This window comes from Campylobacter peloridis LMG 23910 (assembly GCF_000816785.1).
GTDB lineage: Bacteria > Campylobacterota > Campylobacteria > Campylobacterales > Campylobacteraceae > Campylobacter_D > Campylobacter_D peloridis.
In genome coordinates, this window is record NZ_CP007766.1 from 219,334 (window position 1) to 243,094 (window position 23,761).

23 protein-coding genes and 1 CRISPR repeat array are annotated in these 23,761 nt (G+C 28.5%); of the genes, 12 read left to right on the forward strand and 11 right to left on the reverse strand.

Features of this window, described 5'->3' with window-relative positions:
- The 4 genes from fliM to mnmA are packed head-to-tail and all read left to right on the forward strand — an operon-like array spanning position 1 to position 3,535.
- Entirely contained in the window at positions 1 to 1,092 is a 1,092-nt protein-coding gene (gene fliM / locus CPEL_RS01200; RefSeq protein ID WP_044598263.1) for a flagellar motor switch protein FliM, read from the forward strand.
- Complete coding sequence (gene fliY, locus CPEL_RS01205; protein WP_044598264.1) at positions 1,082 to 1,924, forward strand: flagellar motor switch protein FliY; 843 nt, start codon at positions 1,082 to 1,084, stop codon at positions 1,922 to 1,924. The genes fliM and fliY overlap by 11 nt, the downstream gene beginning before the upstream one ends.
- Positions 1,921 to 2,556, forward strand: coding sequence for an LOG family protein (locus tag CPEL_RS01210; RefSeq protein ID WP_044598265.1), 636 nt, complete (start codon positions 1,921 to 1,923; stop codon positions 2,554 to 2,556). Before fliY ends, CPEL_RS01210 begins: the two co-directional genes overlap by 4 nt.
- Positions 2,519 to 3,535, forward strand: a complete 1,017-nt coding sequence (gene mnmA, locus CPEL_RS01215) for a tRNA 2-thiouridine(34) synthase MnmA (RefSeq protein ID WP_044598266.1) — start codon at positions 2,519 to 2,521, stop codon at positions 3,533 to 3,535. The genes CPEL_RS01210 and mnmA overlap by 38 nt, the downstream gene beginning before the upstream one ends.
- Before the next feature lie 245 nt (positions 3,536 to 3,780).
- On the opposite strand, the gene CPEL_RS01220 is transcribed toward mnmA, so the two are convergent.
- A complete protein-coding gene (locus tag CPEL_RS01220) occupies positions 3,781 to 4,032 on the reverse strand; it encodes a helix-turn-helix domain-containing protein (RefSeq protein ID WP_044598267.1) in 252 nt (83 codons plus the stop codon).
- Between the two features lie 106 nt (positions 4,033 to 4,138).
- On the opposite strand from CPEL_RS01220, the gene cas9 reads away from it, so the two are divergent.
- The 3 genes from cas9 to cas2 are packed head-to-tail and all read left to right on the forward strand — an operon-like array spanning position 4,139 to position 8,427.
- Positions 4,139 to 7,126, forward strand: coding sequence for a type II CRISPR RNA-guided endonuclease Cas9 (cas9, locus tag CPEL_RS01225; RefSeq protein WP_044598268.1), 2,988 nt, complete (start codon positions 4,139 to 4,141; stop codon positions 7,124 to 7,126).
- Positions 7,116 to 8,015, forward strand: a complete 900-nt coding sequence (gene cas1 / locus CPEL_RS01230) for a type II CRISPR-associated endonuclease Cas1 (RefSeq protein ID WP_044598269.1) — start codon at positions 7,116 to 7,118, stop codon at positions 8,013 to 8,015. The genes cas9 and cas1 overlap by 11 nt, the downstream gene beginning before the upstream one ends.
- On the forward strand, positions 8,002 to 8,427 hold the full coding sequence (gene cas2 / locus CPEL_RS01235) for a CRISPR-associated endonuclease Cas2 (protein ID WP_044598270.1): 426 nt from the start codon (positions 8,002 to 8,004) through the stop codon (positions 8,425 to 8,427). The genes cas1 and cas2 overlap by 14 nt, the downstream gene beginning before the upstream one ends.
- Positions 8,428 to 8,572: 145 nt before the next feature.
- Positions 8,573 to 9,337: a CRISPR direct-repeat array (repeat unit 36 nt; unit sequence ATTTTACCATAAAGAAATTTAAAAAGAGACTAAAAC).
- A gap of 60 nt (positions 9,338 to 9,397) precedes the next feature.
- Here cas2 and CPEL_RS01240 read toward each other — a convergent pair.
- From CPEL_RS01240 to CPEL_RS01255, 4 genes are read right to left on the reverse strand one after another with little or no spacing between them, the layout of a single operon-like run.
- Positions 9,398 to 9,889 (reverse strand): phosphatidylglycerophosphatase A family protein, encoded by a 492-nt coding sequence (locus tag CPEL_RS01240; RefSeq protein WP_044598271.1) that lies wholly within the window; start codon positions 9,887 to 9,889, stop codon positions 9,398 to 9,400.
- 3 nt (positions 9,890 to 9,892) lie between these two features.
- The gene (locus tag CPEL_RS01245) at positions 9,893 to 11,059 is read right to left on the reverse strand and encodes an ATP sulfurylase (sulfate adenylyltransferase) (protein WP_044598272.1); all 1,167 of its coding nucleotides are present in this window, start codon (positions 11,057 to 11,059) and stop codon (positions 9,893 to 9,895) included.
- On the reverse strand, positions 11,037 to 11,912 hold the full coding sequence (locus CPEL_RS01250; RefSeq protein ID WP_044598273.1) for a receiver domain protein: 876 nt from the start codon (positions 11,910 to 11,912) through the stop codon (positions 11,037 to 11,039). Before CPEL_RS01250 ends, CPEL_RS01245 begins: the two co-directional genes overlap by 23 nt.
- Positions 11,909 to 13,024 carry a bifunctional 2-C-methyl-D-erythritol 4-phosphate cytidylyltransferase/2-C-methyl-D-erythritol 2,4-cyclodiphosphate synthase gene (locus CPEL_RS01255; protein WP_044598274.1) on the reverse strand — a complete coding sequence of 372 codons (1,116 nt, stop codon included), beginning with the start codon at positions 13,022 to 13,024 and terminating at the stop codon, positions 11,909 to 11,911. The genes CPEL_RS01250 and CPEL_RS01255 overlap by 4 nt, the downstream gene beginning before the upstream one ends.
- 109 nt (positions 13,025 to 13,133) lie before the next feature.
- Between CPEL_RS01255 and CPEL_RS01260 the strand changes: the two genes are divergently transcribed.
- Positions 13,134 to 14,237, forward strand: a complete 1,104-nt coding sequence (locus CPEL_RS01260; protein WP_044598275.1) for an Mrp/NBP35 family ATP-binding protein — start codon at positions 13,134 to 13,136, stop codon at positions 14,235 to 14,237.
- 10 nt (positions 14,238 to 14,247) lie between these two features.
- Positions 14,248 to 15,411 (forward strand): 2,3,4,5-tetrahydropyridine-2-carboxylate N-succinyltransferase, encoded by a 1,164-nt coding sequence (locus tag CPEL_RS01265; protein ID WP_044598276.1) that lies wholly within the window; start codon positions 14,248 to 14,250, stop codon positions 15,409 to 15,411.
- Positions 15,412 to 15,596: 185 nt separating this feature from the next.
- Here CPEL_RS01265 and CPEL_RS01270 read toward each other — a convergent pair whose 3' ends face one another.
- From CPEL_RS01270 to galU, 3 genes are all read right to left on the reverse strand, one after another.
- Entirely contained in the window at positions 15,597 to 16,046 is a 450-nt protein-coding gene (locus CPEL_RS01270) for a Dps family protein (protein WP_044598277.1), read from the reverse strand.
- A 129-nt stretch (positions 16,047 to 16,175) separates the two neighbouring features.
- On the reverse strand, positions 16,176 to 17,399 hold the full coding sequence (locus CPEL_RS01275; RefSeq protein WP_044598278.1) for a glucose-6-phosphate isomerase: 1,224 nt from the start codon (positions 17,397 to 17,399) through the stop codon (positions 16,176 to 16,178).
- Positions 17,393 to 18,220, reverse strand: a complete 828-nt coding sequence (gene galU / locus CPEL_RS01280; protein ID WP_044598279.1) for a UTP--glucose-1-phosphate uridylyltransferase GalU — start codon at positions 18,218 to 18,220, stop codon at positions 17,393 to 17,395. The genes CPEL_RS01275 and galU overlap by 7 nt, the downstream gene beginning before the upstream one ends.
- A 74-nt stretch (positions 18,221 to 18,294) precedes the next feature.
- On the opposite strand from galU, the gene CPEL_RS01285 reads away from it, so the two are divergent.
- Complete coding sequence (locus tag CPEL_RS01285) at positions 18,295 to 18,876, forward strand: IMPACT family protein (RefSeq protein WP_044598280.1); 582 nt, start codon at positions 18,295 to 18,297, stop codon at positions 18,874 to 18,876.
- Positions 18,877 to 18,896: 20 nt separating this feature from the next.
- On the opposite strand, the gene CPEL_RS01290 is transcribed toward CPEL_RS01285, so the two are convergent.
- The 3 genes from CPEL_RS01290 to CPEL_RS01300 are packed head-to-tail and all read right to left on the reverse strand — an operon-like array spanning position 18,897 to position 21,196.
- Positions 18,897 to 19,241, reverse strand: a complete 345-nt coding sequence (locus tag CPEL_RS01290; protein ID WP_044598281.1) for a hypothetical protein — start codon at positions 19,239 to 19,241, stop codon at positions 18,897 to 18,899.
- A gap of 51 nt (positions 19,242 to 19,292) precedes the next feature.
- Positions 19,293 to 19,625 carry a hypothetical protein gene (locus CPEL_RS01295; RefSeq protein ID WP_044598282.1) on the reverse strand — a complete coding sequence of 111 codons (333 nt, stop codon included), beginning with the start codon at positions 19,623 to 19,625 and terminating at the stop codon, positions 19,293 to 19,295.
- Positions 19,622 to 21,196 carry an ABC-F family ATP-binding cassette domain-containing protein gene (locus tag CPEL_RS01300; protein WP_044598283.1) on the reverse strand — a complete coding sequence of 525 codons (1,575 nt, stop codon included), beginning with the start codon at positions 21,194 to 21,196 and terminating at the stop codon, positions 19,622 to 19,624. The genes CPEL_RS01295 and CPEL_RS01300 overlap by 4 nt, the downstream gene beginning before the upstream one ends.
- A 54-nt stretch (positions 21,197 to 21,250) precedes the next feature.
- Between CPEL_RS01300 and CPEL_RS01305 the strand changes: the two genes are divergently transcribed.
- Together CPEL_RS01305 and CPEL_RS01310 are read left to right on the forward strand one after the other, a co-directional pair.
- Positions 21,251 to 22,255, forward strand: a complete 1,005-nt coding sequence (locus tag CPEL_RS01305) for a diguanylate cyclase (protein WP_044598284.1) — start codon at positions 21,251 to 21,253, stop codon at positions 22,253 to 22,255.
- 1 nt (position 22,256) lies between these two features.
- Positions 22,257 to 23,621, forward strand: coding sequence for a phosphomannomutase/phosphoglucomutase (locus CPEL_RS01310; protein WP_044598285.1), 1,365 nt, complete (start codon positions 22,257 to 22,259; stop codon positions 23,619 to 23,621).
- Positions 23,622 to 23,761: the final 140 nt, after the last annotated feature.

Sequence of the window (23,761 nt, forward strand, 5' to 3'; positions counted from 1 at the left end):
ATGGCTGAGATACTTTCACAAGAAGAAATTGATGCTCTCTTAGAAGTTGTAGATGATGATAGCGATGAAAGTGCTGCTTCGTCTAAATTAGAAGAAATAGAAGATAAAAGAGACATTGTTGTTTATGATTTTAAGCGTCCAAATAGGGTTTCTAAAGAACAGCTTCGCTCTATCAAAGGGATTCATGATAAGTTAGCAAGAAACCTTGCTTCGCAAATTTCATCTATGATGAGAAGTATAGTTGAGATTAAACTTCACTCAGTAGATCAAATGACTTATGGTGAATTTTTAATGTCTTTGCCAAGTCCTACAAGCTTTAATGTATTTTCTATAAAACCTCTTGATGGAAATTGTGTTTTAGAGATAAATCCAAGTATTGCTTTTCCTATGATAGATAGACTTTTAGGTGGGCAAGGAGAAAGTTTTGATACTTTAAGAGAGCTAACAGAAATCGAGCTTAATTTGCTTGATTCTATTTTGCGTATTATTATGCAAAGACTTAAAGAAAGTTGGATGAATGTAACTGAAATTTATCCAAGTGTGGAAGCTAAAGAATCAAGCCCAAATGTTGTGCAAATTGTTTCGCAAAATGAAATTGTTATTATGGTGGTGATGGAGATTATCATCGGAAATTCAAGCGGTATGGTAAATATTTGCTATCCGGTTGTGCATTTAGAAAGTATATTAAGTCGTTTGGCAAATCGCGATATTATGATGGGTGAAACTAGTGCTAAAAAATCAAGAAATAAAGAGCTTAAAACTTTGATTGGGCGTGCTGAAGTGATTTATGAAGCTATGCTTGGTAAAACATTTATCAATGTAAATGAATTTTTAGATCTAAAGCAAGGAGATATATTAAAACTTGATAGAACTGCAGATGATAAAGCTATAGTAGCTATTGATAAAAAGGAAGTTTTTTTAGCACAAGTTGGGCTTCATAGATTTAGAAAGTCAATTAAAATTTTAGAACTTATCAAAACTGATAAGGATGAAATTAAAGAAATGCTTGAAAGATATGAAGATGAAAGAAGAGCAAAAGCAAATTCTTATAATGAAAATGAAGATATAGAAGAGGAAGAAGATGATCAATGATTTTTTAGGCATATTTGTCAATGAATGTGTAAGTACTATAGAAGGTTTAACTGGAAAAAATGCCGAATTTAGCGAATACTATGAGTATGATGTAAATTCTCAAGATTCTATGACTCCTCCGCTTGTTAGTGCAACTTTTAGTGTAAATAATGATATGAAAATCAAAGTATTAGCAAGTGCAGTTTTAATGAGTGCAATTGGCGAATGGATGATGGGAGAAGAAGAAATCTCTAAAAATAGCGAGTTAAACGAAGATGAGATGGATGCAGCTAAAGAAGCTATACAAAATATAATTTCTGCATTTTCTACTACCTTAGGTGCACAAAAAGAAATTCCAAAAATGGAATTTAGTTTAGATAGTTGTGAATTTGTAGCAGATACTTTAGAACTTGGCGGTTTTCATAAATTATATTTATACAATGTAAAAATTGCAGATTTAGAAGAAAAAGTTTCTTTGGTTTTTGATGAAAAAATTTACAAAGTTTTAACTAAGACTGATTTAGAAGAAATCGTTGCAACTCAAGATCAAGAAAGCTCTCATGAACACAAAGTTTTAGCTAATGTTGAAGAATTAAAAAATATCGGCTTAATCATGGATGTTCGTTTGCCTATAAGAGTGCGTATAGGTAGTAAAAAAATGCTTTTAAAAGATGTATTAACTATGGATATAGGCTCTGTTATAGAGCTTGATCAATTAGCAAATGATCCTTTAGAAATCTTAATAGGCGATAAAAAAATTGCTTATGGTGAAGTAGTGATAGTAGATGGAAATTTTGGAGTGCAAATTACTGAAATTGGCTCTAAAAAAGAAAGATTAGAACAATTAAGATGAAAGAATACATCATTGAGGATATTTCTTATTTAAAAGAATTGGAAAAAATTCAAAAAGGTGTAACTTTTTTTGGTTCTGCTAGGTTAAAAGAAGACAATGAGTATTGCATTTTAGCTTCAAACTTGGCTAAAAAATTAGCAAATGATGGCTATAGCATTATCAGCGGTGGAGGCGGTGGTATTATGCAAGCGGCTAATTATGGGGCTATACAGAGTAAAACTTCACATTTAAAATCTTTCGGATTTAATATACATTTACCATTTGAGCAAAAAGCAAATGATTTTTTAGAGTATAATATCACCTTTAAGAGCTTAGCCATTCGCAAAATGGCTCTTATTCAAAAGAGTCTTGCTTTTGTGATTTTCCCAGGCGGCTTTGGGACATTAGATGAATTTTTTGAAATTCTTACTTTAAAGCAACTTAGTTTTAAAAAAGATGTTCCTATCATTTTAGTTGGGCGAAAATTTTGGCATACTCTTGATGAATTTATCAAAACTTCTTTACTAGAGCTTGGAACTATATCAAAAAATGATGAGTTAAAGTATAGTATAAGTGATGATTTAGATGAAATTATAAGAATGATAAAGGAAAAAGATGAAAATTCTTGTCGCAATGAGTGGGGGTGTAGATAGCACGGTTACTGCTTATAAACTAAAACAAGCCGGACATGAAGTGCAAGGGTGTTATATGAAGCTTCATGGCAAGGCTAATTATCATGAAGAAAATATAAAAAAAGTAGAAAAGGTTGCCAAATTTTTAGGCATTGATTATCACATTTTAGACTTACAAGATGATTTTAAAAATCAAGTTTACATGCCTTTTGTAAATACCTACAAAGAAGGAAAAACGCCAAATCCTTGTGCTTTATGCAATCGCTTTATAAAGCTTGGAAAATTGTTAGAATTTGCAAAAAAACTTGGTTGTGAGAAGCTAGCCACAGGCCATTATGCAAGAATAGAAAATAATTTAATAAAAACTGCAGTAGATGAGAGTAAAGATCAAAGTTATTTTTTGGCAAATGCAGATAAAGAAGCCTTAAAGTATTTAATCTTTCCACTTGGAGAGATGAAAAAAGAAGATGTGAAAAAATTTGCTTCAACCATCGATGTTTTAAAATCTTTTGCCACTCAAAAAGAAAGCTCTGAAATTTGTTTTGTGGAAGATACTTATGTGCAAGTTTTAGATCAGTTTATGGATACTAAAATTCCAGGTATTGTAAGAGATAGTAGTGGCAAAGAAGTAGGAAAGCATGAGGGCTATATGCACTATACCATAGGTAAAAGAAGGGGTTTTGAAGTGCGTGGGGCACATGAGCCACATTTTGTATTAAAAATAGATCCTAAAAAAAATGAAATCATAGTGGGTAAAAAAGAAGAGCTTAAGATAAGCGAATTTAACCTTGATAGTATTAATTTATTTATCGATGCTAAAGAGTTAGATTGTGAAGTAAAAATACGCTATAGATCAAAATCAACCCCATGTAAAGTTTTGATTAATGAAGATAAAAGTGCAAAAATCATCTTACAAGAACCTGTTTATGGGCTTGCTAGCGGACAAATGGCGGTATTTTACGATAAAGATTTAGTGCTTGCAAGTGGATTTATAAAATAAAGCCAAAGGGATTGTTCTAAACCCTGCTAAAGCAGGGGATACTCAATAAGCCTTGACATAGCAAAGTGTTAAGAGTATAATTATAAGAACAATGTTGAGCATTTAACTCACCTCCCTTCTGGGCGGTAAATTAACGCTAAAGGGTTGCACCCCTTTGGCGTTGCACCCTTGCGTAATTATACTAACTTCTTTTAAATAAAACTTATCTTAGAAAAATTATATTGTATTTGATAAGTTGATTTTATTCACTCTAATAAATCTTTTAATGGAATTTCTAAACTTTTAGAAATTTTATATAAGTGCTCTAAGTTAAAATGTTTACCATATCGATTGCACTCACAATTTGAATAAAATGCAACTGATTTTATACCTATATCTAGGGCTAATTCAAGCTGAGAAATTCCTCTTTTCTCTCTAAATTTCCTTACATTTGATGATACTTTTTTATAAAAATTTAGAATTTCTTTTTTGCTAGAATTGCTAAAGTCATCTTTCATTGTTTATCCTGATTTTAATTAAAAATATTAAAACATTTTTTGTTATTTTATTTACAAATATAAAATATTTAATATAATATCATTTATTTTAAGCATAAGGACAAATATGAAAATCTTAGGTTTTGATATAGGGATAAATTCTATAGGTTGGGCTTTTGTTGAAAATGATGAGTTAAAAGATTGTGGGGTTAGAATATTTACAAAAGCTGAAAATCCAAAAAACAAAGAATCTTTAGCCTTACCTAGACGCAATGCAAGAAGCAATAGAAGGCGTCTTAAAAGAAGAAAATCAAGATTAATTGCTATTAAGCACATTTTAGCTAAAGAATTAAATTTAAATTATAAAGATTATATAGCAAATGATGGGGAATTGCCTAAAGCTTATGAAGGAAAACTAACTAATGTTTATGAGTTAAGATATAAAGCTTTAAATCAAAAATTAGAAGCTAAAGATTTAGCAAGAGTTATTTTACATATAGCAAAACATCGTGGTTATATGAATAAAAATGAAAAAAAATCAAATGATAGTGAAAAAGGAAAAATTTTAAGTGCTTTAAAAAATAATGCTTTAAAATTAGAAAAATATCAAAGCGTTGGAGAATATTTTTATAAAGAATTTTTTCAAAAATATAAAGAAAATACTAAAAATTTCATCAAGATTCGCAATACTAAAGATAATTATAATAATTGCGTTTTAGCAAGTGATTTAGAAAAAGAATTAAAATTAATCTTAGAAAAACAAAAAGAATTTGGATATAGCTATAATGATGATTTTATAAAAGAAATTATAAATATTGCATTTTTTCAAAGACCATTAAAAGATTTTTCACATTTAGTAGGAAGTTGTACTTTTTTTGAAGAAGAAAAGCGAGCTTGTAAAAATTCATATAGTGCTTGGGAATTTGTAGCTTTGAGTAAGATTATTAATGAATTAAAAAGGCTAGAAAAAATAAGCGGAGAGCTTATATCAGCTCAAACAATAAATGAAATTTTAAACCATATTTTAGATAAAGGAAATATTACTTATAAAAAATTTAGATCTTGTATTAATCTACACGAAAGCATTGAATTTAAAAGTCTTAACTACGACAAAGATAATGCAGAAAGTGCAAAATTAGTTGATTTTAAAAAATTAATAGAATTTAAAAAAGCTTTGGGAGAACATTCTTTTAACAGACAAGAATTAGATGAAATAGCAACTCACATTACTTTGATAAAAGATAATGATAAATTAAAAACTGCTTTAGAAAAATATAATTTAAATAATGAACAAATTAATGCTTTATTAGAAATTGAATTTAATGATCACATAAACCTTAGCTTTAAAGCATTAAATTTAATCTTGCCTTTGATGAGAGAGGGAAAAAGATATGATGAAGCATGTGAAATTGTAAATTTAAAATCAAAAACAAGCAATCAAAAGCAAGATTTGCTTCCAGCTTTTTGTGATAGTATATTTTCGCAAGAGCTTAGCAATCCTGTTGTAAATAGAGCTATAAGTGAGTATAGAAAAGTATTAAATGCTTTGCTTAAAAAATATGGCAAAGTGCATAAAATTCATTTAGAATTAGCAAGAGATGTAGGGCTTAGCAAAAAGGCAAGAGAAAAAATAGAAAAAGAACAAAAAGAAAATAAGGAAATTAATGATTGGGCTTTAGATGAGTGTGAAAAATTCGGGCTTAAAGCAAATAATAAAAATATTTTAAAATTAAAACTTTGGAAAGAACAAAAAGAAATTTGTGCTTATAGCGGTAAAAAAATATCTATAGAGCATTTAAAAGATGAAAAAGCTTTAGAAGTTGATCATATATATCCTTATTCAAGAAGTTTTGATGATTCATATATGAATAAGGTTTTGGTTTTTACCAAAGAAAATCAAGAAAAACTCAACAAAACACCTTTTGAAGCTTTTGGAAAAAATATAGAAAGATGGAATAAAATTCAAGCATTAGCACAAAATCTTCCTTATAAAAAGAAAAATAAAATTTTAGATGAAAATTTTAAAGATAAACAACAACAAGACTTTATTAGTAGAAATTTAAATGATACAAGATATATTGCAACTTTAATAGCTAAATACACAAAAGAATATTTAAATTTTTTACCTTTAAATGAAAATGAAAATACAAATTTAAAAAGCGGAGAAAAAGGAAGTAAGATTCATGTTCAAACTATCAATGGTATGCTTACTTCAGTTTTAAGACACACTTGGGGTTTTGATAAAAAAGATAGAAATAACCATCTTCACCATGCACTTGATGCCATTATAGTTGCTTATAGCACAAACTCAATCATAAAAGCTTTTTCGGATTTTAAAAAAAATCAAGAGCTTTTAAAAGCAAAGCTTTATGCTAAAGAACTTACAAGTGATAATTATAAACATCAAGCTAAATTTTTTGAACCTTTTGAAGGATTTAGAGAAAAAATTTTAAATAAAATTGATGAGATATTTGTTTCAAAACCACCTAGAAAAAGAGCAAGAGGAACTTTACATAAAGAAACTTTTTATCCTGAAGAAACAATGATTAAAAAATACAATTCTAAAGAAGGTTTAAATATAGCATTAAATTGTGGAAAAATAAGGAAAATAGGCACAAAATATGTTGAAAATGATACTATGGTAAGACTTGATATCTTTAAAAAGCAAAATAAATTTTATGCTATACCTATTTATACTATGGATTTTGCCTTAGGAATTTTACCAAATAAGATTGTAATTGCAGGCAAAGATAAAAATAACAATCCAAAACAATGGCAAGAAATAGATGAAAGTTATGAATTTTGTTTTTCATTATATAAAAATGATTTGATTTTGTTGCAAAAAAAAGATATGCAAGAAGCTGAATTTGCTTATTATAATAGTTTTGATATAGATAGTTCTCGTATAAATATTAAAAAACATGATAATAAATTTGAAAATTTAACAGACAATCAAAAATTATTATTCACAAATCAAGAAAAAAATAGAACAGGAATTCAAAATTTAAAAATATTTGAAAAATATATTGTAACTCCACTTGGAGACAAAATAAAAGCAGATTTTCAGCCAAGACAAAATATTTCTTTAAAAACAAGCAAAAAATATGGCTTATGATGAAGCTTTTAAAAGTATATTGATTTCAAATCAAGCAAAACTAAGCCTTGAGCTAAATCATCTTGTTATAAAACAAGATGATAAAGAGGCTAGATTTTTTTTAAAAGATATTAATTTTATTATATTAGAGTCTTTACAAGCAAGTATTACTTCAAGTTTGCTTAGTATTTTAGCTAAATATAAAATTATACTTTTAACTTGCGATGAATCTCACAATATTAATGGAATTTTTTCTCCATTTTTAGGACATTTTATAAGTGCAAAAGTGGCTAAAAGACAAATTAAAGTAAGTTTGCAAAGAAAAGCAATTTTATGGCAAAAAATTATTAAAAACAAAATTTCAAATCAAGCTTATGTTTTAAAAACTACCAATCATTCTAAAGAAGCCAAAGAACTTTTAAATATGGCTAAAAATGTCAATTTAAACGACTCTAAAAACTTAGAATCAACCGCAGCTGCTTTATATTTTAAAACTTTATTTGGTAAAGATTTTGCAAGAAATGATATATGTTTTATAAATTCAGGATTAAATTATGGTTATGCTATTATAAGATCGTTTATAGTTAGGGCTGTTTGCATAAGTGGGCTTTTACCATGGCAGGGTATAAAGCATGATAATATTTACAATGATTTTAATCTTTGTGATGATTTGATAGAAGTTTTTAGACCATTGATTGATTTATGTGTATTTAAATTAAAAGATATAAAAGATAGTGAATTTTTAGATAAAGAAACAAAACAAAAGTTAATTGGTATTTTGCAAGAAGAAGTTATTCTTGAAAATAAATCTTACCCTTTAAATAGGGCTATAAATTTTTATGTGCAAAATTTTAAAAATGCTTTATTAGACAATGATGAATTTATGATGGTATTTTATGATAGAAGATAAATTTATGAGAGTTTTATTGATGTTTGATATGCCTACTAAAAGTAAAAAAGATCAAAAAAATGCGAGCAAATTTAGAACTTCATTAATAAAACTTGGATTTTTTATGATGCAATTTAGTGTATATGTAAAAATTTGCAAAGGATTAACTTCGGCAAAAACAACGATAAAATCTGTAGAAAAAATTTTACCACCTTATGGAAATATAAGGGTTTTAACTATAACAGAAAAACAATTTGATAATATGCAAATTTTATTAGGTGGAGTTTCTTTTAATGAAAAAATGAATGATGATAAAAATTTAGTTCTTTTTGAATATGATGAAAAAACTCAAGATTTTAAATATAGTAATGAAAAAACAAATAAACAAAATAAAACAAACAAACTTAAACAACCTAGTTTATTTGAATTTTAATGGTTTTAATGGGATTGTAACCCTGCGTGGATAACCAAAAACCACTTATTTTAGTCTCTTTTTAAATTTCTTGGCGAAATTATAACATAATTTTAGATATCTTTACCCAGAAAAACATCTAATTTTCTTTATTTGGTAAAAGTGTATTTTACCATAAAGAAATTTAAAAAGAGACTAAAACTAATCGTTTGCCTCTATTTTTTCCAAAGGAAATTTTACCATAAAGAAATTTAAAAAGAGACTAAAACTGGATATGCTCCATCATCCCCATTTTTTTTATTTTACCATAAAGAAATTTAAAAAGAGACTAAAACTGAAAGTAAATTCAATACCTACAACTTTTCCATTTTACCATAAAGAAATTTAAAAAGAGACTAAAACAGATATGTTAATTAGCAAAAACAACTTAAAATTTTACCATAAAGAAATTTAAAAAGAGACTAAAACTGCCTTATCGTTTGTTATGGGACGATTTTGAATTTTACCATAAAGAAATTTAAAAAGAGACTAAAACAAAACGCCTTTTGCACTAACTTTAACTTCAATTTTACCATAAAGAAATTTAAAAAGAGACTAAAACTAAGCAAGTTTTTCAGCTAACTCTGCAATAATTTTACCATAAAGAAATTTAAAAAGAGACTAAAACTTTCAACTTCTTTAAAAGCTTATGATTATCATTTTACCATAAAGAAATTTAAAAAGAGACTAAAACATAATCACACGCCTTACACAAACTGATTTAATTTTACCATAAAGAAATTTAAAAAGAGACTAAAACCTTTGATAAGCTTTGCAGTTTGATTTGGCTATTTTACCATAAAGAAATTTAAAAAGAGACTAAAACATATGTGCTGTAGCTTCCAAAGTTTCTTTAATTTTACCATAAAGAAATTTAAAAAGAGACTCTATTATTACTATGAGTTACCCTTTTTTTGCATTTTGTCGTAAAAATTAAAGTGAAAATATAAAATTAAAATATCTCCATAATGCTTATATCAAACCATAAAAGATTAAATTTAAGTAAAATTCCATAAATTACTGCACTAAATAATCCTGCGAAAATTCCTGCTAAAACATCATCTAGCATTACACCTAAACCACCTTTGGTTTTTTTATCGATTTTACCGATGATAGATGGTTTTGTGATATCAAAAAATCTAAATAAAACAAAAGAAAGCAAAAAAGTAAAAACGCTTTGTCCGCAAATTGCTAAGGCTAAAAATACCCCAACAACTTCATCTATAACAATGTGTTTATCATCATGTTTGCCTGTTTGCTTTTCGTATTGATCAATGATTTTTATAGAAACCAAAAAAAGCAAAATTGCTAGTAAAATCAAAGTTCCTATGCCTAAATACCGCAAAATAAAAAATGCAGGAATCAATGCTGCTATCGTTCCAAAGGTTCCTGGAGCTTTGTTAATACTACCTGAGTAAAAAAAAGTTAAAAATAATTTTTGCATATTTTACACCATATAAGACATTTGATGAAGTTTTATAAGTTGTTCATAAAATTCTTTATCACTTCTATGTTCTAAAATTCCATGAGTTGGAAATAAATTGCTATAGATATTTTGTTTATTATGAAAACGATTAGGAAAAAGCTCTGATAAAATCAAAGCCGAAACTTCCCTTCTTATAAAAACTGCTGGTGGAATGATACCAAGTCTAAGTAAATTTTTTAAAGAATCTCCGTGATATTTCATATGATGATGTGCTCCATGAGGGCATGATTTAGTGCTAACTATCATTTTACATTCATCGCAAAATACAAATTCAGGAAGTATGGTTACTTCTATATTGTAATCTTTTGCAAAATCATCAAGCACGGTAAAAGCTCTGTTTTGATTAAAATACATCCCAAGTCCTGCATGATTTTGTCCTACAAAAACTTTATTGCAATCAAAACTTTTAGCTAAAGCACACTCTAAGATAGGATTTAAATGAGAGGCAAAAATTTTTATATTGTGTAAAGGTATAAGCAAAACTCTTGATGATGGTAGATAATTTTGTGCAAAAACATCAAAACAACGCTTTTTAAGGCTTAAGCTCAAACCATTATTTTCATAAGATTCTATTAAAAAGATTATTACTAGATCAGATTGTTCTATGGCCCATCTTAGAATTCTTTCATGTGCTCTATGAAAAGGATCAAAACTTGAAACTATAGCTGTGATATTATGTGGATTTAGTCTTTTTTTGATTTTTTCAAATTCTTCTTTTAGGGTTTTAATGCGGTTTTGATAAATTTCAAAATCTCCACTAATGCAAATTTTTCCAAAATCTTGTATTAAGCAGGCATTGGGTCTAAAAATATCATTTGCATTTTTATCATTTTCAAATTTACTTTCTAAATGTATGTGTCCAACGACTTTATCATCACATATAAATTCTAATTTTTCTCCAATTTTTGCATTTTTTAAAGTAGTGTCGTTTTCTTTGGTACTTGCGGGAGCAAAAGTTAGAGTATATGGAATTTTTTGTTTGTTAATCATTCCAGTAGATAAAACTTCATCTCTTTCTTTTTCATTCATTAGTTTCGTAAAAGAACCAAAAATTCCTTCTTTTATAAAACATAAAACTTCATATTCTTCTTCTGAGATTATAATGCTATTTTTTCTTTGTAATGCCATATTTTTTCCTTTTCTCCCATAAAGATTTTCTTGAAATTCCTAATTTTTTTGACAAATCTGTGTCAGGAAAAACATTTTGATAACTTACTATAATATGCTTAACATAATCATCAATTGTTAAAATTCCATTACTTTCAAAACTTTTTTCATCATCGCCTAGTTCTATGGTTTGAAAATCAGGATGAGTTAGATTAGAATTAGTATAAATTATCACTGATTTTTTGGAGGCTAGCTCTAGTAATTTTTCTTTTTCTATGGATTTTAAATTTTGAAAATTGACTAAATAATATAAAGAATTATCTTTAAAAATTTTATCAATATTGTGTTGATGTGAAAGATCTATATATATATTTGCAATATTATGTTCGTTGGTATAATTAAATACAAAATGATCTGCAAAAATTTGATGATTACTTTTTAAAATAAGCGGTAGTTTGATTTTTTTATAATCAAAATCAGGTAATTTTGCTGTTTCAAATTTGTGCTTTAAATAAGATTTATAAGTATGATTTAAAATATTTATTTTTTTAAAATCTTGGAAGTGTTTGATTTTACGCGTAAGTTCTTCTATCATAAAGGGTTTTTGTATATAATCACTCGCACCTGCTTTTAAAGGTGCTAAAACCGTATCAGAACTTATATAAGAAATAAGTAAAATAATAATTTTATGTTTAAAAATTTCTATAATATGTTCAAAATTTGCCATACTAGTTGAAAGTAGTATTATCTCATAATCATGATGAGTTAATTCACTAACATTTGCAATGATATCGCATTCATAACCTATAGAATTTAGCTTTGAACCTATACTTTGAGCTAAATAAAATTCATTTTCTACTATTAAAACTTTCATAATTTCATCCAATCAAAATATTTTAAATTTACGCTTGCTAAAACAGCAATACCTTCTTTTCTACCTATAAATCCTAAATGTTCTGTGGTGGTGGCTTTAATGTTGATTTTGTTGGGAGTAGTTTTTAAGACTTTAGCTATATTAAAAGCTATGTCTTCTTTGAAATCTTTCATTTTTGGAGTTTGTGCAATGATGGTTACATCAGCATTAACAAAATCAAACCCATAATTTTGCACCATAGTATAAACATTTTGCAATAAAAGCATAGAATCAGCATTTTTATACTGCATGTCGTTGTCTGGAAAAAGTTCACCTATATCGCCAAGTCCTGCTGCTCCTAAAAGTGCGTCGATTAATGCATGAGTTAATACATCTCCATCAGAATGTGCTTTAAGTCCCATGCTATCGTGAATTTTTACTCCACCTAAAAGTAAAGGACGATTTTCACCAAATTCATGCACATCAAAACCATTTCCATTAAAAATTTCCCAAGATGGTTTTGGAAGGTTTAAATTTTTTAAATCTTCTTTAAAAGTGATTTTTTTTGCCATTTCATCACCTTGTATATACCAAATTTTTCCTCCAATAGCTTTTATAGCAGTGCTATCATCTGTGAAATTTGTATTTTGTTTTAGAGCTTTTTTAAGCATACTTGTGCGTGAAAGTTGAGGAGTTTGTATGAGTTTTATTTTATCTCTTTCTATAAGTTCTTGAGCATAAATAGTTGTATCGCTTACTTTTAAAACAGGGCTTATGCAATCAGCTTTATCATGATTTTCTATGATATTATCAAAAAGACTTTTGGAAATTAAAACTCTTGCTACATCACTAACTAAAACATATTCGCTTTGAACTAATTCTAAAGCATTGAGTAAAGATTTTGCCCTAGTATCTCCACCTTGGATAAAATTATATTCTGGTGCGAATTTTTTCATATAAGAAGTATTACTAGAAGTAACAATTATTTGTTTAAAAGGATAAAAAGAACTCAAATTTTTAGTAACATATAGCCATAAAGGTAATTCCCCTAGCCTTAAAAATTGTTTTTTTACTGGAGCATTAAACCTTGAAGATTCTCCAGCGGATAACATAATCAAGGAAATATCTAACATTTGTTACACCTTAATTTTTTATTAATGTTACAATATTATACATCATAAAAGCCAAAATTTATATTTATGTTAGTAGAATTAATCATTTTAAACAAATAAGGAGAAAACATTGAAAGAAAAAATCGAAGAGAGATTAAAACAAGTTATATATCCAGGTTTTAAAAAAGATATAGTTAGTTTTGGTTTTGTTAAGAAAATCGAAACTAATGAGCAAAAAGCTCACATTGTAGTGGAAATTGTTTCTGCTAATGCACAAGTTGCACAAGAACTTAAACTAGGCATTGCGAGTGCTTTAAAAGATTTAAATTTAGAACTTAATTTAGAAATCATTCAACCAAAGGCTCCTGAAGAAAAAAGTAATTCAAGAAGTGGTAAAAATATCGCTCCGCAAATTAAAAATTTCCTTATGATTTCAAGTGGTAAAGGTGGAGTAGGTAAAAGCACTACGACTTTAAATTTAGCTATTTCTTTAGCCAAAATGGGTAAGAGAGTAGGGCTTTTAGACGCAGATATTTATGGCCCAAATATACCAAGAATGTTAGGTGAGAGTAAAAGTAAACCTGAAATTGTAGGCCAAAAAATTCGCCCTATTTTATCTCATGGGGTTTATATGATGAGTATGGGTGTGTTGATAGAAGAGGGTAAAGGTTTGATGTGGCGTGGTTCTATGATTATGAAAGCGATTGAACAACTTTTAGCTGATGTGCTTTGGCCTGAACTTGATGTGTTATTGCTTGATATGCCTCCTGGAACGGGTGATGCGCAAATTACCCTAGCTCAAAGTGTGCCAGTGAGTGCAGGAGTTTGTGTAAGCACTCCACAAGTAGTGTCTTTAGATGATAGCAAAAGAGCACTAGATATGTTTGAAAAATTACATATTCCAGTTGCGGGTATTATAGAGAATATGAGTGGCTTTTTATGTCCTGATAATGGTAAAGAATATGATATCTTTGGTAAAGGCACTACAGAAGAAATGGCAAAAACTTATAAATGCGATGTTTTAGCTCAAATTCCTATAGAAATGAGCGTAAGAGAAGGTGGAGATAGTGGTAAGCCTGTGAGTTTTTATATGCCTGAGAGTGTAAGTTCAAAAAGATACTTACAAGCTGCTGAAAAAATTTGGGAATTTATAGAAAAAGTAAATCAAGAAGGTAAAGTAGATAATTCAGCTATACAACCTGTAATGAATGGTAAAAGTGCGTGTTCGCAATAAGGAGGAAAAAATGGCGATAGAAAATAAAGAAGAATTTTTAAATTTAATCAAGCAAATTGAGCAAAGAATCAATTATAAAAAACCTAAAGCTTTTGCTATAGCAAGACTTGATCTTAGTCAAGTTGATTCTAGTAAAAAACTTCAAGCTAATTTTGGAATGATTAATTTTGAGCAAAATTATGCTGCTGCAGCTGTTATGTTTGAAGCTTTTTTTAGAAGAGGGGTAGATGTTGATTTTAATGAAAGTGAGTTTGTGGCTACTTTGATTAAAGAAGATTTAGATTTTGCATTAGAATGTTTTGCTCCCTTTTTACAAGAGCAAGGCCATAAAAATATAGAAGTAATAAAAGCAGCAAAGGAAAATTTTAGAGAAAATGCTTTTTCTTTTGTTTGTATTTTTGAAGATGAAGCGCCAAAAAGTTTAGAAAGTGTGTATTTAAAACTTTACTTACTTTCAAGTAAAAAAGTGCCTTTAAGAAGCTTAAATTTAACAGGTGCTTTTGGAATTTTACCAAATGTGGCATGGAGTGATAATAGGCCTATTGATTTAGACTTTTTAAGAGAAAATGAGATAGATTTAAAAATGAGCGGAAGATATCCAAAAATTGATTATGTAGATAAATTTCCAAGATTTTTAGCCCATATTATTCCTGAGGATAATACTAGAATTTTAGAAAGTTCTAAAGTAAGAATGGGTGCTGTTTTAGCTGCGGGAACTACTATAATGCCAGGGGCTGCTTATGTGAATTTTAATGCAGGCACAACTGGAGCTTGTATGGTAGAAGGGCGTATTAGTTCTTCAGCTGTTGTGGGCGAGGGCAGCGATGTAGGAGGTGGTGCTTCCATACTTGGTGTTTTAAGTGGTACAAGTGGTAATGCAATTAGCATTGGAAAAGCTTGTCTTTTGGGTGCAAATTCAGTTACAGGAATTCCTTTAGGGGATAATTGTATAGTAGATGCAGGCATTGCTGTTTTAGAAGGGACTAAATTTGCTTTAAAAAATAAAGAAGAACTTCAAAAAATCAATCCTGACTTTAACTTTGATAAAGATATATATAAAGGTTTAGAATTAGCAGGGCTAAATGGTTTGCATTTTAGACAAGATTCTCAAAGTGGGACTATGATAGTAGCTTTTAATAAAAAAGCCATAAAACTTAATGAAGATTTACATTAATTCTTAGCCCTTATGGGTTAAGAATTTAAAAACTCATGTTGTTTAAAAATACATTGAGCCGCTAATAAATTATAATTATAAATAACAAACTTGGAGTTTTATAAGAGTGGTTTTTTCTTAGAAGTTAAATTTGTTTTTTGACTTAAAGCAATAAAGCTTTGTAAGTCAAAAAACATTATAAATTCTTACATAGAGCAAGTATTTTGGATAGTTGAATTAAGCATCCAAAGAACTTTTTCATATTTTGCGATATTTTCTTGAGCAAAAGCAGCTGTTGTAGTATCGCTTGCTTTTTCAGCTTCTTCATTTAGCTTTTTAAATTCAGCTAAAAGGTATTTATAATCTTCTCTAATAAGCTCTAAAACTTCTACTGGGGTAAAGCAATCTTTTTGAATTTTTGGTGCTTTTGCATTTTCTAATAATACACTTGGGCAAACTACAGCTTTTTCTCCAAGCTGCAAAACTCTTTCAGCACAATCATCAAAAAGTTCTGCCATTTCTTCGTAAGCTTTTTCTGTGTATTCGTGGATTGAAAAAAACTGCAAACCTTTTACATTCCAGTGATAATTATGAAATTTAATCCATAAACTATGAGCATCTGCTTGTAATTGTAATAATTGTTTTGTTACTGACATGTTATCTCCTTTTTTTGTTTTAAAAATTATAACATAAAATTCTTAAATAATAATAATTATTATCTAATAATTTTTTATGTTAATAATTATTATATTTTCATTATACTCTTTTTTTATAATAAAGCAAATTTATTTGCTTAGCATATTTTTGAGTATTAATTTTCCAACTTCTACACCAGGTTGATTGTAAGTATTAATCCCAAGCATAATGCCACAAGCTGAGGTAAATAATTCATAATAATACATCAAATATCCACAATGCCAAGCATCTAATTTTTCAAGTTCTATCACATCTACACTTAAGTTTTCAGCAATTAAAGCATGCATGGTTGCATCACATTGAGCGTTTAAAAGATCGTGCAAATTGACTTCATTGGTAAAATCACAAGTTTGTAAATAATTAAAACTTATATTTGGAATACTAGGAGATTTTTGACTATCTTTGATTTTTAAAAAAGTGATGGTTTTGTCTTTTGGTCCATCCATGATAAGCTGTAAAAAACTATGTTGATCCCTAGCACCAATCAAAGCAATAGGAGTTAAACCTATGCGTTTAAAACCTTGTTTTTTACCTAAACTTTCAGCGATTAGTTGTATATACCACTCATTAAAACCTTTAAATGCGTCTCCATAAGAAAAAAGCACATTAATATGAGCACTTTTATGCGTGCAATAATGATAAGCTTTTTGTAAAATTTGCTCACATTTTTTTTCAAAAAAATCCACATAACAAGCTTTTGCACCTTCTAGTAAAGCTTTGGTATCATAATTACAAAAAGTTAAAGGAACAATACCAATAGCAGATAAAACGCTAAATCTTCCTCCAACATTTTCTGGTATAAAAAAACATTTGATTTTTAATTCTTCACCTAGTTTATGTAGTTTTGAATTTAAATCTGTGATAAAAACAAAATTTTCATGTAAATTTTCATTTTTAAAATCAAAATAAGCAATGATGAGTTTAAATAAAGAAACTACCTCTATAGTTGTACCTGATTTACTTGCTATGATAAAAAGCGTTTTTTTAGGTTCGATTTTTTGCATAGTTTGGGTAAAAGTATGTGAAGATGTATTATCTATAATAAAAAGTTTTTTATCCTCTACATGATCAAATAAAAGCTCTTTTAAAGCTTTTACTCCACAACTTGAGCCACCCATGCCAACTAAAACTATATTTTCTATATGAGTTTTTGTCGCGATAAATTCTTTACTTTCTTTAATTAAATCAAAACTTGTATCTACTAAGTGATAATACCCTATATCACCACTTTTTAACTCATCATTCATTCTATTTGCATATGCAGTGATTTTTTTAAAGTCTTGAGTTTTAAAAAATAAAGTATTATTTAACATTTTTTACTTTTCTCATAAAAATAATTTGTTGCCTCTACAAAGCCTTCTACACTTCCACAATCAAATCTTTTTCCTTTAAATTTATAAGCTAAAACCATATTATTAGTTGCTTGTGAAAGTAGTGCATCAGTAAGCTGAATTTCTCCATTTTTTCCTGCTTTAGTGTTTTCTAAAATTCCAAAAATATCAGGTGTTAGAATGTATCTTCCTATAATGGCTAAGTTACTTGGAGCATCTTTTGGATCGGGTTTTTCTATCATAGAATTTACCATGATTAAATCCTCTTCTACAGCATTTCCTGCTATAACTCCATAATTTGAAACTTGATTTTCTTCAACTTCCATTACAGCTATAACCGAACAGCGGTATTTTTCATATATTTTTACCATTTGAGCCATTACATTAACTCCATCTTCATTCACACATAAATCATCTGCCAAAATTACCCCAAAAGCTTCATCTTGCACTAAAGGTTTTGCTTTTAAAACCGCATCTCCTAAGCCTTTCATTTCATTTTGTCTTGTAAAAGTAAAAGTGCAACGATCTATGAGAGTTCTTATTTCGCTTAAAAGGTATTCTTTTTTTGTGCCTGCTATTTGATGTTCAAGCTCATAAGAAATATCAAAATAATCCTCCAAAGCTCTTTTTCCACGCCCTGTGACAAAACCCATAGTCTCCATACCAGCTTCTAAAGCTTCATCTACTCCATAATGAATTAAAGGTTTAGTTAGTATAGGTAACATTTCTTTAGGTAGAGTTTTTGTAGCAGGTAAAAATCTAGTACCATAGCCTGCTGCAGGAAAAATACAAGTTTGAAGCATAGTTTATCCTTAAAAATTTTAAGTTGTTTTGATTATAATTTTATTAATTATTATATCTAAAATTTAAGGAAAAAATGAAAACCATTGAGCAAATTTATCAAGCAAAAATAGAAATAAAAAAATCCACTTTCTTGGCGTTTTTATGTCCTTTTAAAGATTTTAAAAATCTTATGCAAAAACTAAAAAGCGAACATTTAAAAGCCGTGCATTTTGTATATGCTTATAGGTATTTAAATGAATTTGGGCAAATTATAGAAGATAAAAGCGATGATGGAGAGCCAAAAGGAACTTCTGCTATGCCTTGTTTAAATGTATTAAGAGGAGCTTTGCTTGTTAATTGTGCGGTGATTGTGGTGCGTTATTTTGGTGGTATTAAACTTGGCACAGGCGGACTTGTAAGAGCTTATAGCGAAGCTACAAATGAAGCTATTTTAAATGCAATGCTTTTAGAATTTGAAGCCAAAAATATTTTAAATTTAAACATTCCTTTTCATCTTTATGCAAGATTTGAGCATTTTTTAAAAAAACATAATATTGATTATAAAGTGGTGTTTAAAGAAGTGGTAGAACTTAGTTTAAATTTAAACAGCAAAGAGGAAAAAGAATTTAAAAATTTTGCTAAAGAATTTGAATTTAGCGGACTTATTTGGAAGTAAGCATTAAGCTTACTTCATTTTTATAAAGAATTTAAAAGATCTTTTACTAAATCTTTTTGTGGTTCTTGAGTTTCTTCTGTAAGATTAGCAGTATTTGCTTGTGAAGAAGTTTCTGTTTGTCCTCTGAAACGATAATTATAAATATTAGACATATTAGAACTAAAAATTCCAGTGCTAAATTGATCTTGACTCATAGCTTTTGAAAAAAGCTCATCAAGTTTAATACTTTGCTCGTTTAAATTTTCGCTATTGTTTTGACTAAGTAAAGACATAAAGTCTTCATTAGCACCTTGAGTGTTTTTATAAGCACTACTTTGGCTATATCCATACTCTTTAACCGATAAATTATCATGGTTAACTTGCATGTTTTCTCCTTTTCAAAATATTACAAGGAGAAAACAAGCAAAAATCATTCCTTAATCGCCATGTGTTGGGTAGTATTCTGCTTCTATTTCATTGTTTTTAACAAAATCTTCTCTAGCTTTATTACAGCGTTCATCTCTTAATTTTCTATACGCATTTCTACTTTCTAATTCTTTGGAATTTAAGGGACGATCCTCTAAAAAAGATATATGAAAATAAGTATCATCGCTTTTGCTGAATTTTTCATAAAATTCTACATAATCAAAATAATCTTTTTCACTTTGAAAATCAACACTTTCTTCTACATAAATAGTAGGCCCAAAACCTTTGTGATTTTGTGTAAAATGTCCAAAACCAGCAGCATATTTTATCTTATACGAATTCATTCTAAACCTCCTAAAAATTCGTCGTAACTTCCTTTAAAATCCGTAAGCTTTCCATCTTCTAAAAGCCATATACGATTTGCAAAAGCACTGATTAACTCTCTATCATGGCTTATGCATATTGCACATCCTTTAAAATTATACAAAGCTTCGCCTAATGCAATAATACTTTCAAGATCTAAATGATTATCAGGCTCATCTAAAAGCAAGAAATTTCCACGCTCTAACATCAATTTTGAAAGCATTAAACGATGTTTTTCGCCTCCGCTTAAACTCAAAGCTTTTTTTTCTTGATCGCTTCCGCTAAAGAGCATTCTACCAAGACATTTGCGAATTTCATCTAAATCTTTGAATTTTTCACTCATAAGCCATTCATAAAGTTTCAAATCTTCATTGATTAAATTGGTTGTATCTTGAGCAAAATACCCCATTTCTATGGTAGCACCTAAGTGTATATGGCCACTATCAGGTTCTAATTTTGAAGCAATGATTTTAGCTAAAGTGCTTTTTCCAACGCCATTTGCACCGATTAAGGCTATTTTGTCGCCTTTTTCTACTTTTAATTCTAAATTTTCAAACAAAGTTTTATCATAAGCTTTGCTAATGCCTTTTAATTCTAAAACCTCATTTCCTATTTCTCTACTAGCTCTAAAAACTATGCTAGGATCACGCCTGCTTGAAGTTTTAATTTCTTCAAGTTCAAGTTTTTCTAAAGCTTTAGCCCTACTTGTAGCTTGTTTTGCTTTTGAAGCATTAGCGCTAAAACGGCGTATGAAATTTTCTAATTCTTCTCTTTCTTTTAAGGTTTTATCGCGTTTGAGTTCAGCTTGTTTAGCAAGCAAGGTTGAAGCCATATACCAATCATCATAATTTCCAGCAAAATCGCGTATTTGTTTAAAATCCACATCTAAAATTCTTGTGCAAACTTTATTTAAAAAATGCCTATCATGGCTGATTACTACTAAAGTTCCCTCATGTCTTAAAAGCTCATTTTCAAGCCAAGAAATCGCTTCTAAGTCAAGGTTGTTGGTTGGTTCATCTAAAAATAAAATATCAGCACCTAAAAATAAAACTTGAGCTAATAAAACTTTAAATTTATCCGCACTTTGTAAGGTGCTCATTAAAGCATCAAAATCTTTGATTTTTAAAGAGCTTAAAATTTTTTCACATCTTATCTCACAATCATAGTTTGGATCCTCTTCTGCGGTAATAATCTCAAGCTCGCTTAATCTATCGTTAATCTCATCTGTGAATTCTTCGCTCATATAAAGTTTTTCTTTTTCTTTTAGTGCATCATATAATCTTTTATTTGCACACATTACTGCATCTTTTATAGTGTAGTTTTCAAAGGCAAATTGATCTTGGCCTAAAACGGCTATTTTAAGTCCTTCATCAAATATTATCTCTCCACTGCTTGATTCTATTTCGCCTGAGAGAATTTTTAAAAAGGTTGATTTTCCTGCACCATTTGCCCCTATAAGTCCGTATCTTTGTCCGCGATTTAGTTTTAAATTAACATCTTCAAATAATAACTGATTTGCAAAACGCATAGTGAGATTTTTTACTTCTACCATTAATATCCTTAAATTATTTTTGCTATAATTTTATCAAAAAAAAGGTTTATTGATTTGGATTTTTCATATTTAATGTTAAAAACATTGCCTAGCATGACTTTAGCTTTTAACTTTTTAGCTTTATTTTTAGCTTATTTTTTTAAGCAAAATAAGATTTTTTTCTTGCTTTTGTTGATTTTATGTGCTAGGGCTTTATCTTTAGTGGCAAGTGAATATCAAGCACATTTGTTTATCTCTGTGTTTTTACCCTTTTCTTTTGTGCTTTTTGTGTTTTTGCAAGATAGCAAGCTTGTTTTTGAAAGGATTAATCTCATTAAATTTGCTTATATAGCTTTTATGGGTTTGATTGCTTTAATCCTAAGCACAAGCACGAATTTTAATGCAAATATAACTAGCGAAATTTTTGGTATTTCATCGCAATTTTTTAAGCCTATTAGCGAGCTAAGTTTTTGTGTGTTTTGGGCGGGGTTTGTATTTTTATTGTTTTCGTATTTTAAAAACAATGATTTTCATTTTTTACTAGCTTATATGGGCTTAAATGTGCAGTTTTTATTTTACAATAATATAGATTTAGGTTATTATGAATTTGCTTCTTTGGTTTTAATAGGCTTTTTAGCTTATAAAGCTTATAAAATAGCCTTTTTTGACTCAGTAACAAATTTAGCAAATTTAAAGGCTTTAAGAAGATACGCTCAAGGGCTTGAAAATTTTCATTTAGCTTTAATTGAAGTAAAAAATATCAATGAAATTTGCCATCAAAATGGTTTAAAAACAAGCGAGTTTATAATGCATGAATTTGCCAAAATTTTAAAAAAAGCTTTGCATGCTAGAATTTTTAAAGATGATAAGGATTATTTTATCGTTATATTTGAAAATGAAAGTGTTGCTTTTGTGCAAAGCAAACTACAAATGCTTGAAAATTTTATGCAAAAATACAGCTTTGAATTTAAAGAACAAAATATAAAATTAGAAATAAAACTTTGTTTATCAAGTAAAAATGAAAATGTTGAAGATAGTTTAAAACAAGCAAAATTAGAACTTAGAAAACAAAAGGATTAAAATGCTAGATTTGATTTTTAGAGAGTATGATATAAGAGGACTTTATCCAAGTGAATTAAATGAAAAAAGTGTTAAAGCCATAGGTTATGCCTTGGGTTTAGAAATGAAAGCAAAGGGTTGTGAGAAAGTAAGTATAGGTTATGATGCAAGATATAGTGCAAATGAGCTTTTTAACTATTTAATCAGTGGTTTAAATAAAGCTAATATGCAAGTATTTAATATAGGCTTAGCACCTACACCAATGGGGTATTTTAGTTTATTTTTTGATGAAATTTTTGATGCAAACATCATGATAACAGGCTCACATAATCCAAAAGAATACAATGGCTTTAAAATCACAATTAACAAAGAAAGTTTTTTTGGTGCTGATTTAAAAAAACTTTCTTTAAAAGTGCAAGAGTATTTAGAGCTTGAAATAAAAGATGATTTAAGATATGAAAATTATGATGTTAAAAGCTTATATATAGACTTTTTAGTAAAGCATTTTACTCATCTTAAAAACTATAAAGAAAAAATCATTATCGATTGTGCAAATGGTGCTACTGGAGTGATAATAAAACCTTTAGTGGAGAAGTTAGGTTTAAATGCACAGATTTTATTTGAAGAGCCAGATGGTAATTTCCCAAATCACGCACCCGATCCAACTGAACTTGAAAATTTACATGCATTGCAAGTTGCATTAAAAGAAAATGAAAATGCAAAAATGGGTTTTGCTTTTGATGGCGATGGAGATCGTTTAGTTGTAGCTAGTAAAGACTATGTATTTAAAGGCGATGAGCTTTGTTATTTGTTTGCTAAAAATATTAAAAATCCTAGAGTTTTAGGCGAGGTAAAATGCTCTAAAAATCTTTTCGATGAAGTAGCTAAATTTGGTTTTGTTATGATGGGTAAAACAGGCCACTCAAATATCAAAAAAACAATGAAAGAACAAAATATAGACATAGCAGCAGAGCTTAGCGGGCATATTTTCTTTAAAGATAGATATTTTGGTTATGATGATGGCATTTATGCATTTTTAAGAACTTTAGAGCTTTTAGTAAATGGTTTTGATATAGAAAAATTAGTTAAAGAATTACCAAAACTTTATGCAAGTGAAGAGATTAAACTTAAAGTTAGCGAAGAAAACAAATTTCAAATCATAGAAAAATTCAAAGAAAAAGTAAAAGCTAATGCTTTTGAAAATGTTCTTGATTGCAATGAAATCGATGGAGTAAGAATTACTTTTAAAGATGGCTGGGTGCTTTTACGCGCTTCAAATACAAGCCCTTATCTTATCATGCGAAGTGAAGCTAGCACTTTAGAATTTAAAGATTTTCTTGAAAAAAGAGTAAGAGAGCTTTTTGATACTATACTAACAGAAATTTAGCATACAAGTTTATGCTAAATTTATCTTTTAAAGCTACTGAAAATATTTTTTAATAACACAAGTAATTTTTTTTAAGTTTATAGTCAAAAAATTTAAAAAAATATTCAAAAAATGCCAGCTAAAGCCTAATTTATGGGTAT

Excerpts from the sequence above, each read along its gene's own strand:
- fliM (WP_044598263.1), top strand. The coding sequence starts at position 1 with ATGGCTGAGATACTTTCACAAGAAGAAATTGATGCTCTCTTAGAAGTT.
- fliY (WP_044598264.1), top strand. The coding sequence starts at position 1,082 with ATGATCAATGATTTTTTAGGCATATTTGTCAATGAATGTGTAAGTACT.
- CPEL_RS01210 (WP_044598265.1), top strand. The coding sequence starts at position 1,921 with ATGAAAGAATACATCATTGAGGATATTTCTTATTTAAAAGAATTGGAA.
- mnmA (WP_044598266.1), top strand. The coding sequence starts at position 2,519 with ATGAAAATTCTTGTCGCAATGAGTGGGGGTGTAGATAGCACGGTTACT.
- CPEL_RS01220 (WP_044598267.1), bottom strand. The coding sequence starts at position 4,032 with ATGAAAGATGACTTTAGCAATTCTAGCAAAAAAGAAATTCTAAATTTT.
- cas9 (WP_044598268.1), top strand. The coding sequence starts at position 4,139 with ATGAAAATCTTAGGTTTTGATATAGGGATAAATTCTATAGGTTGGGCT.
- cas1 (WP_044598269.1), top strand. The coding sequence starts at position 7,116 with ATGGCTTATGATGAAGCTTTTAAAAGTATATTGATTTCAAATCAAGCA.
- cas2 (WP_044598270.1), top strand. The coding sequence starts at position 8,002 with ATGATAGAAGATAAATTTATGAGAGTTTTATTGATGTTTGATATGCCT.
- CPEL_RS01240 (WP_044598271.1), bottom strand. The coding sequence starts at position 9,889 with ATGCAAAAATTATTTTTAACTTTTTTTTACTCAGGTAGTATTAACAAA.
- CPEL_RS01245 (WP_044598272.1), bottom strand. The coding sequence starts at position 11,059 with ATGGCATTACAAAGAAAAAATAGCATTATAATCTCAGAAGAAGAATAT.
- CPEL_RS01250 (WP_044598273.1), bottom strand. The coding sequence starts at position 11,912 with ATGAAAGTTTTAATAGTAGAAAATGAATTTTATTTAGCTCAAAGTATA.
- CPEL_RS01255 (WP_044598274.1), bottom strand. The coding sequence starts at position 13,024 with ATGTTAGATATTTCCTTGATTATGTTATCCGCTGGAGAATCTTCAAGG.
- CPEL_RS01265 (WP_044598276.1), top strand. The coding sequence starts at position 14,248 with ATGGCGATAGAAAATAAAGAAGAATTTTTAAATTTAATCAAGCAAATT.
- CPEL_RS01270 (WP_044598277.1), bottom strand. The coding sequence starts at position 16,046 with ATGTCAGTAACAAAACAATTATTACAATTACAAGCAGATGCTCATAGT.
- CPEL_RS01275 (WP_044598278.1), bottom strand. The coding sequence starts at position 17,399 with ATGTTAAATAATACTTTATTTTTTAAAACTCAAGACTTTAAAAAAATC.
- galU (WP_044598279.1), bottom strand. The coding sequence starts at position 18,220 with ATGCTTCAAACTTGTATTTTTCCTGCAGCAGGCTATGGTACTAGATTT.
- CPEL_RS01285 (WP_044598280.1), top strand. The coding sequence starts at position 18,295 with ATGAAAACCATTGAGCAAATTTATCAAGCAAAAATAGAAATAAAAAAA.
- CPEL_RS01290 (WP_044598281.1), bottom strand. The coding sequence starts at position 19,241 with ATGCAAGTTAACCATGATAATTTATCGGTTAAAGAGTATGGATATAGC.
- CPEL_RS01295 (WP_044598282.1), bottom strand. The coding sequence starts at position 19,625 with ATGAATTCGTATAAGATAAAATATGCTGCTGGTTTTGGACATTTTACA.
- CPEL_RS01300 (WP_044598283.1), bottom strand. The coding sequence starts at position 21,196 with ATGGTAGAAGTAAAAAATCTCACTATGCGTTTTGCAAATCAGTTATTA.
- CPEL_RS01310 (WP_044598285.1), top strand. The coding sequence starts at position 22,257 with ATGCTAGATTTGATTTTTAGAGAGTATGATATAAGAGGACTTTATCCA.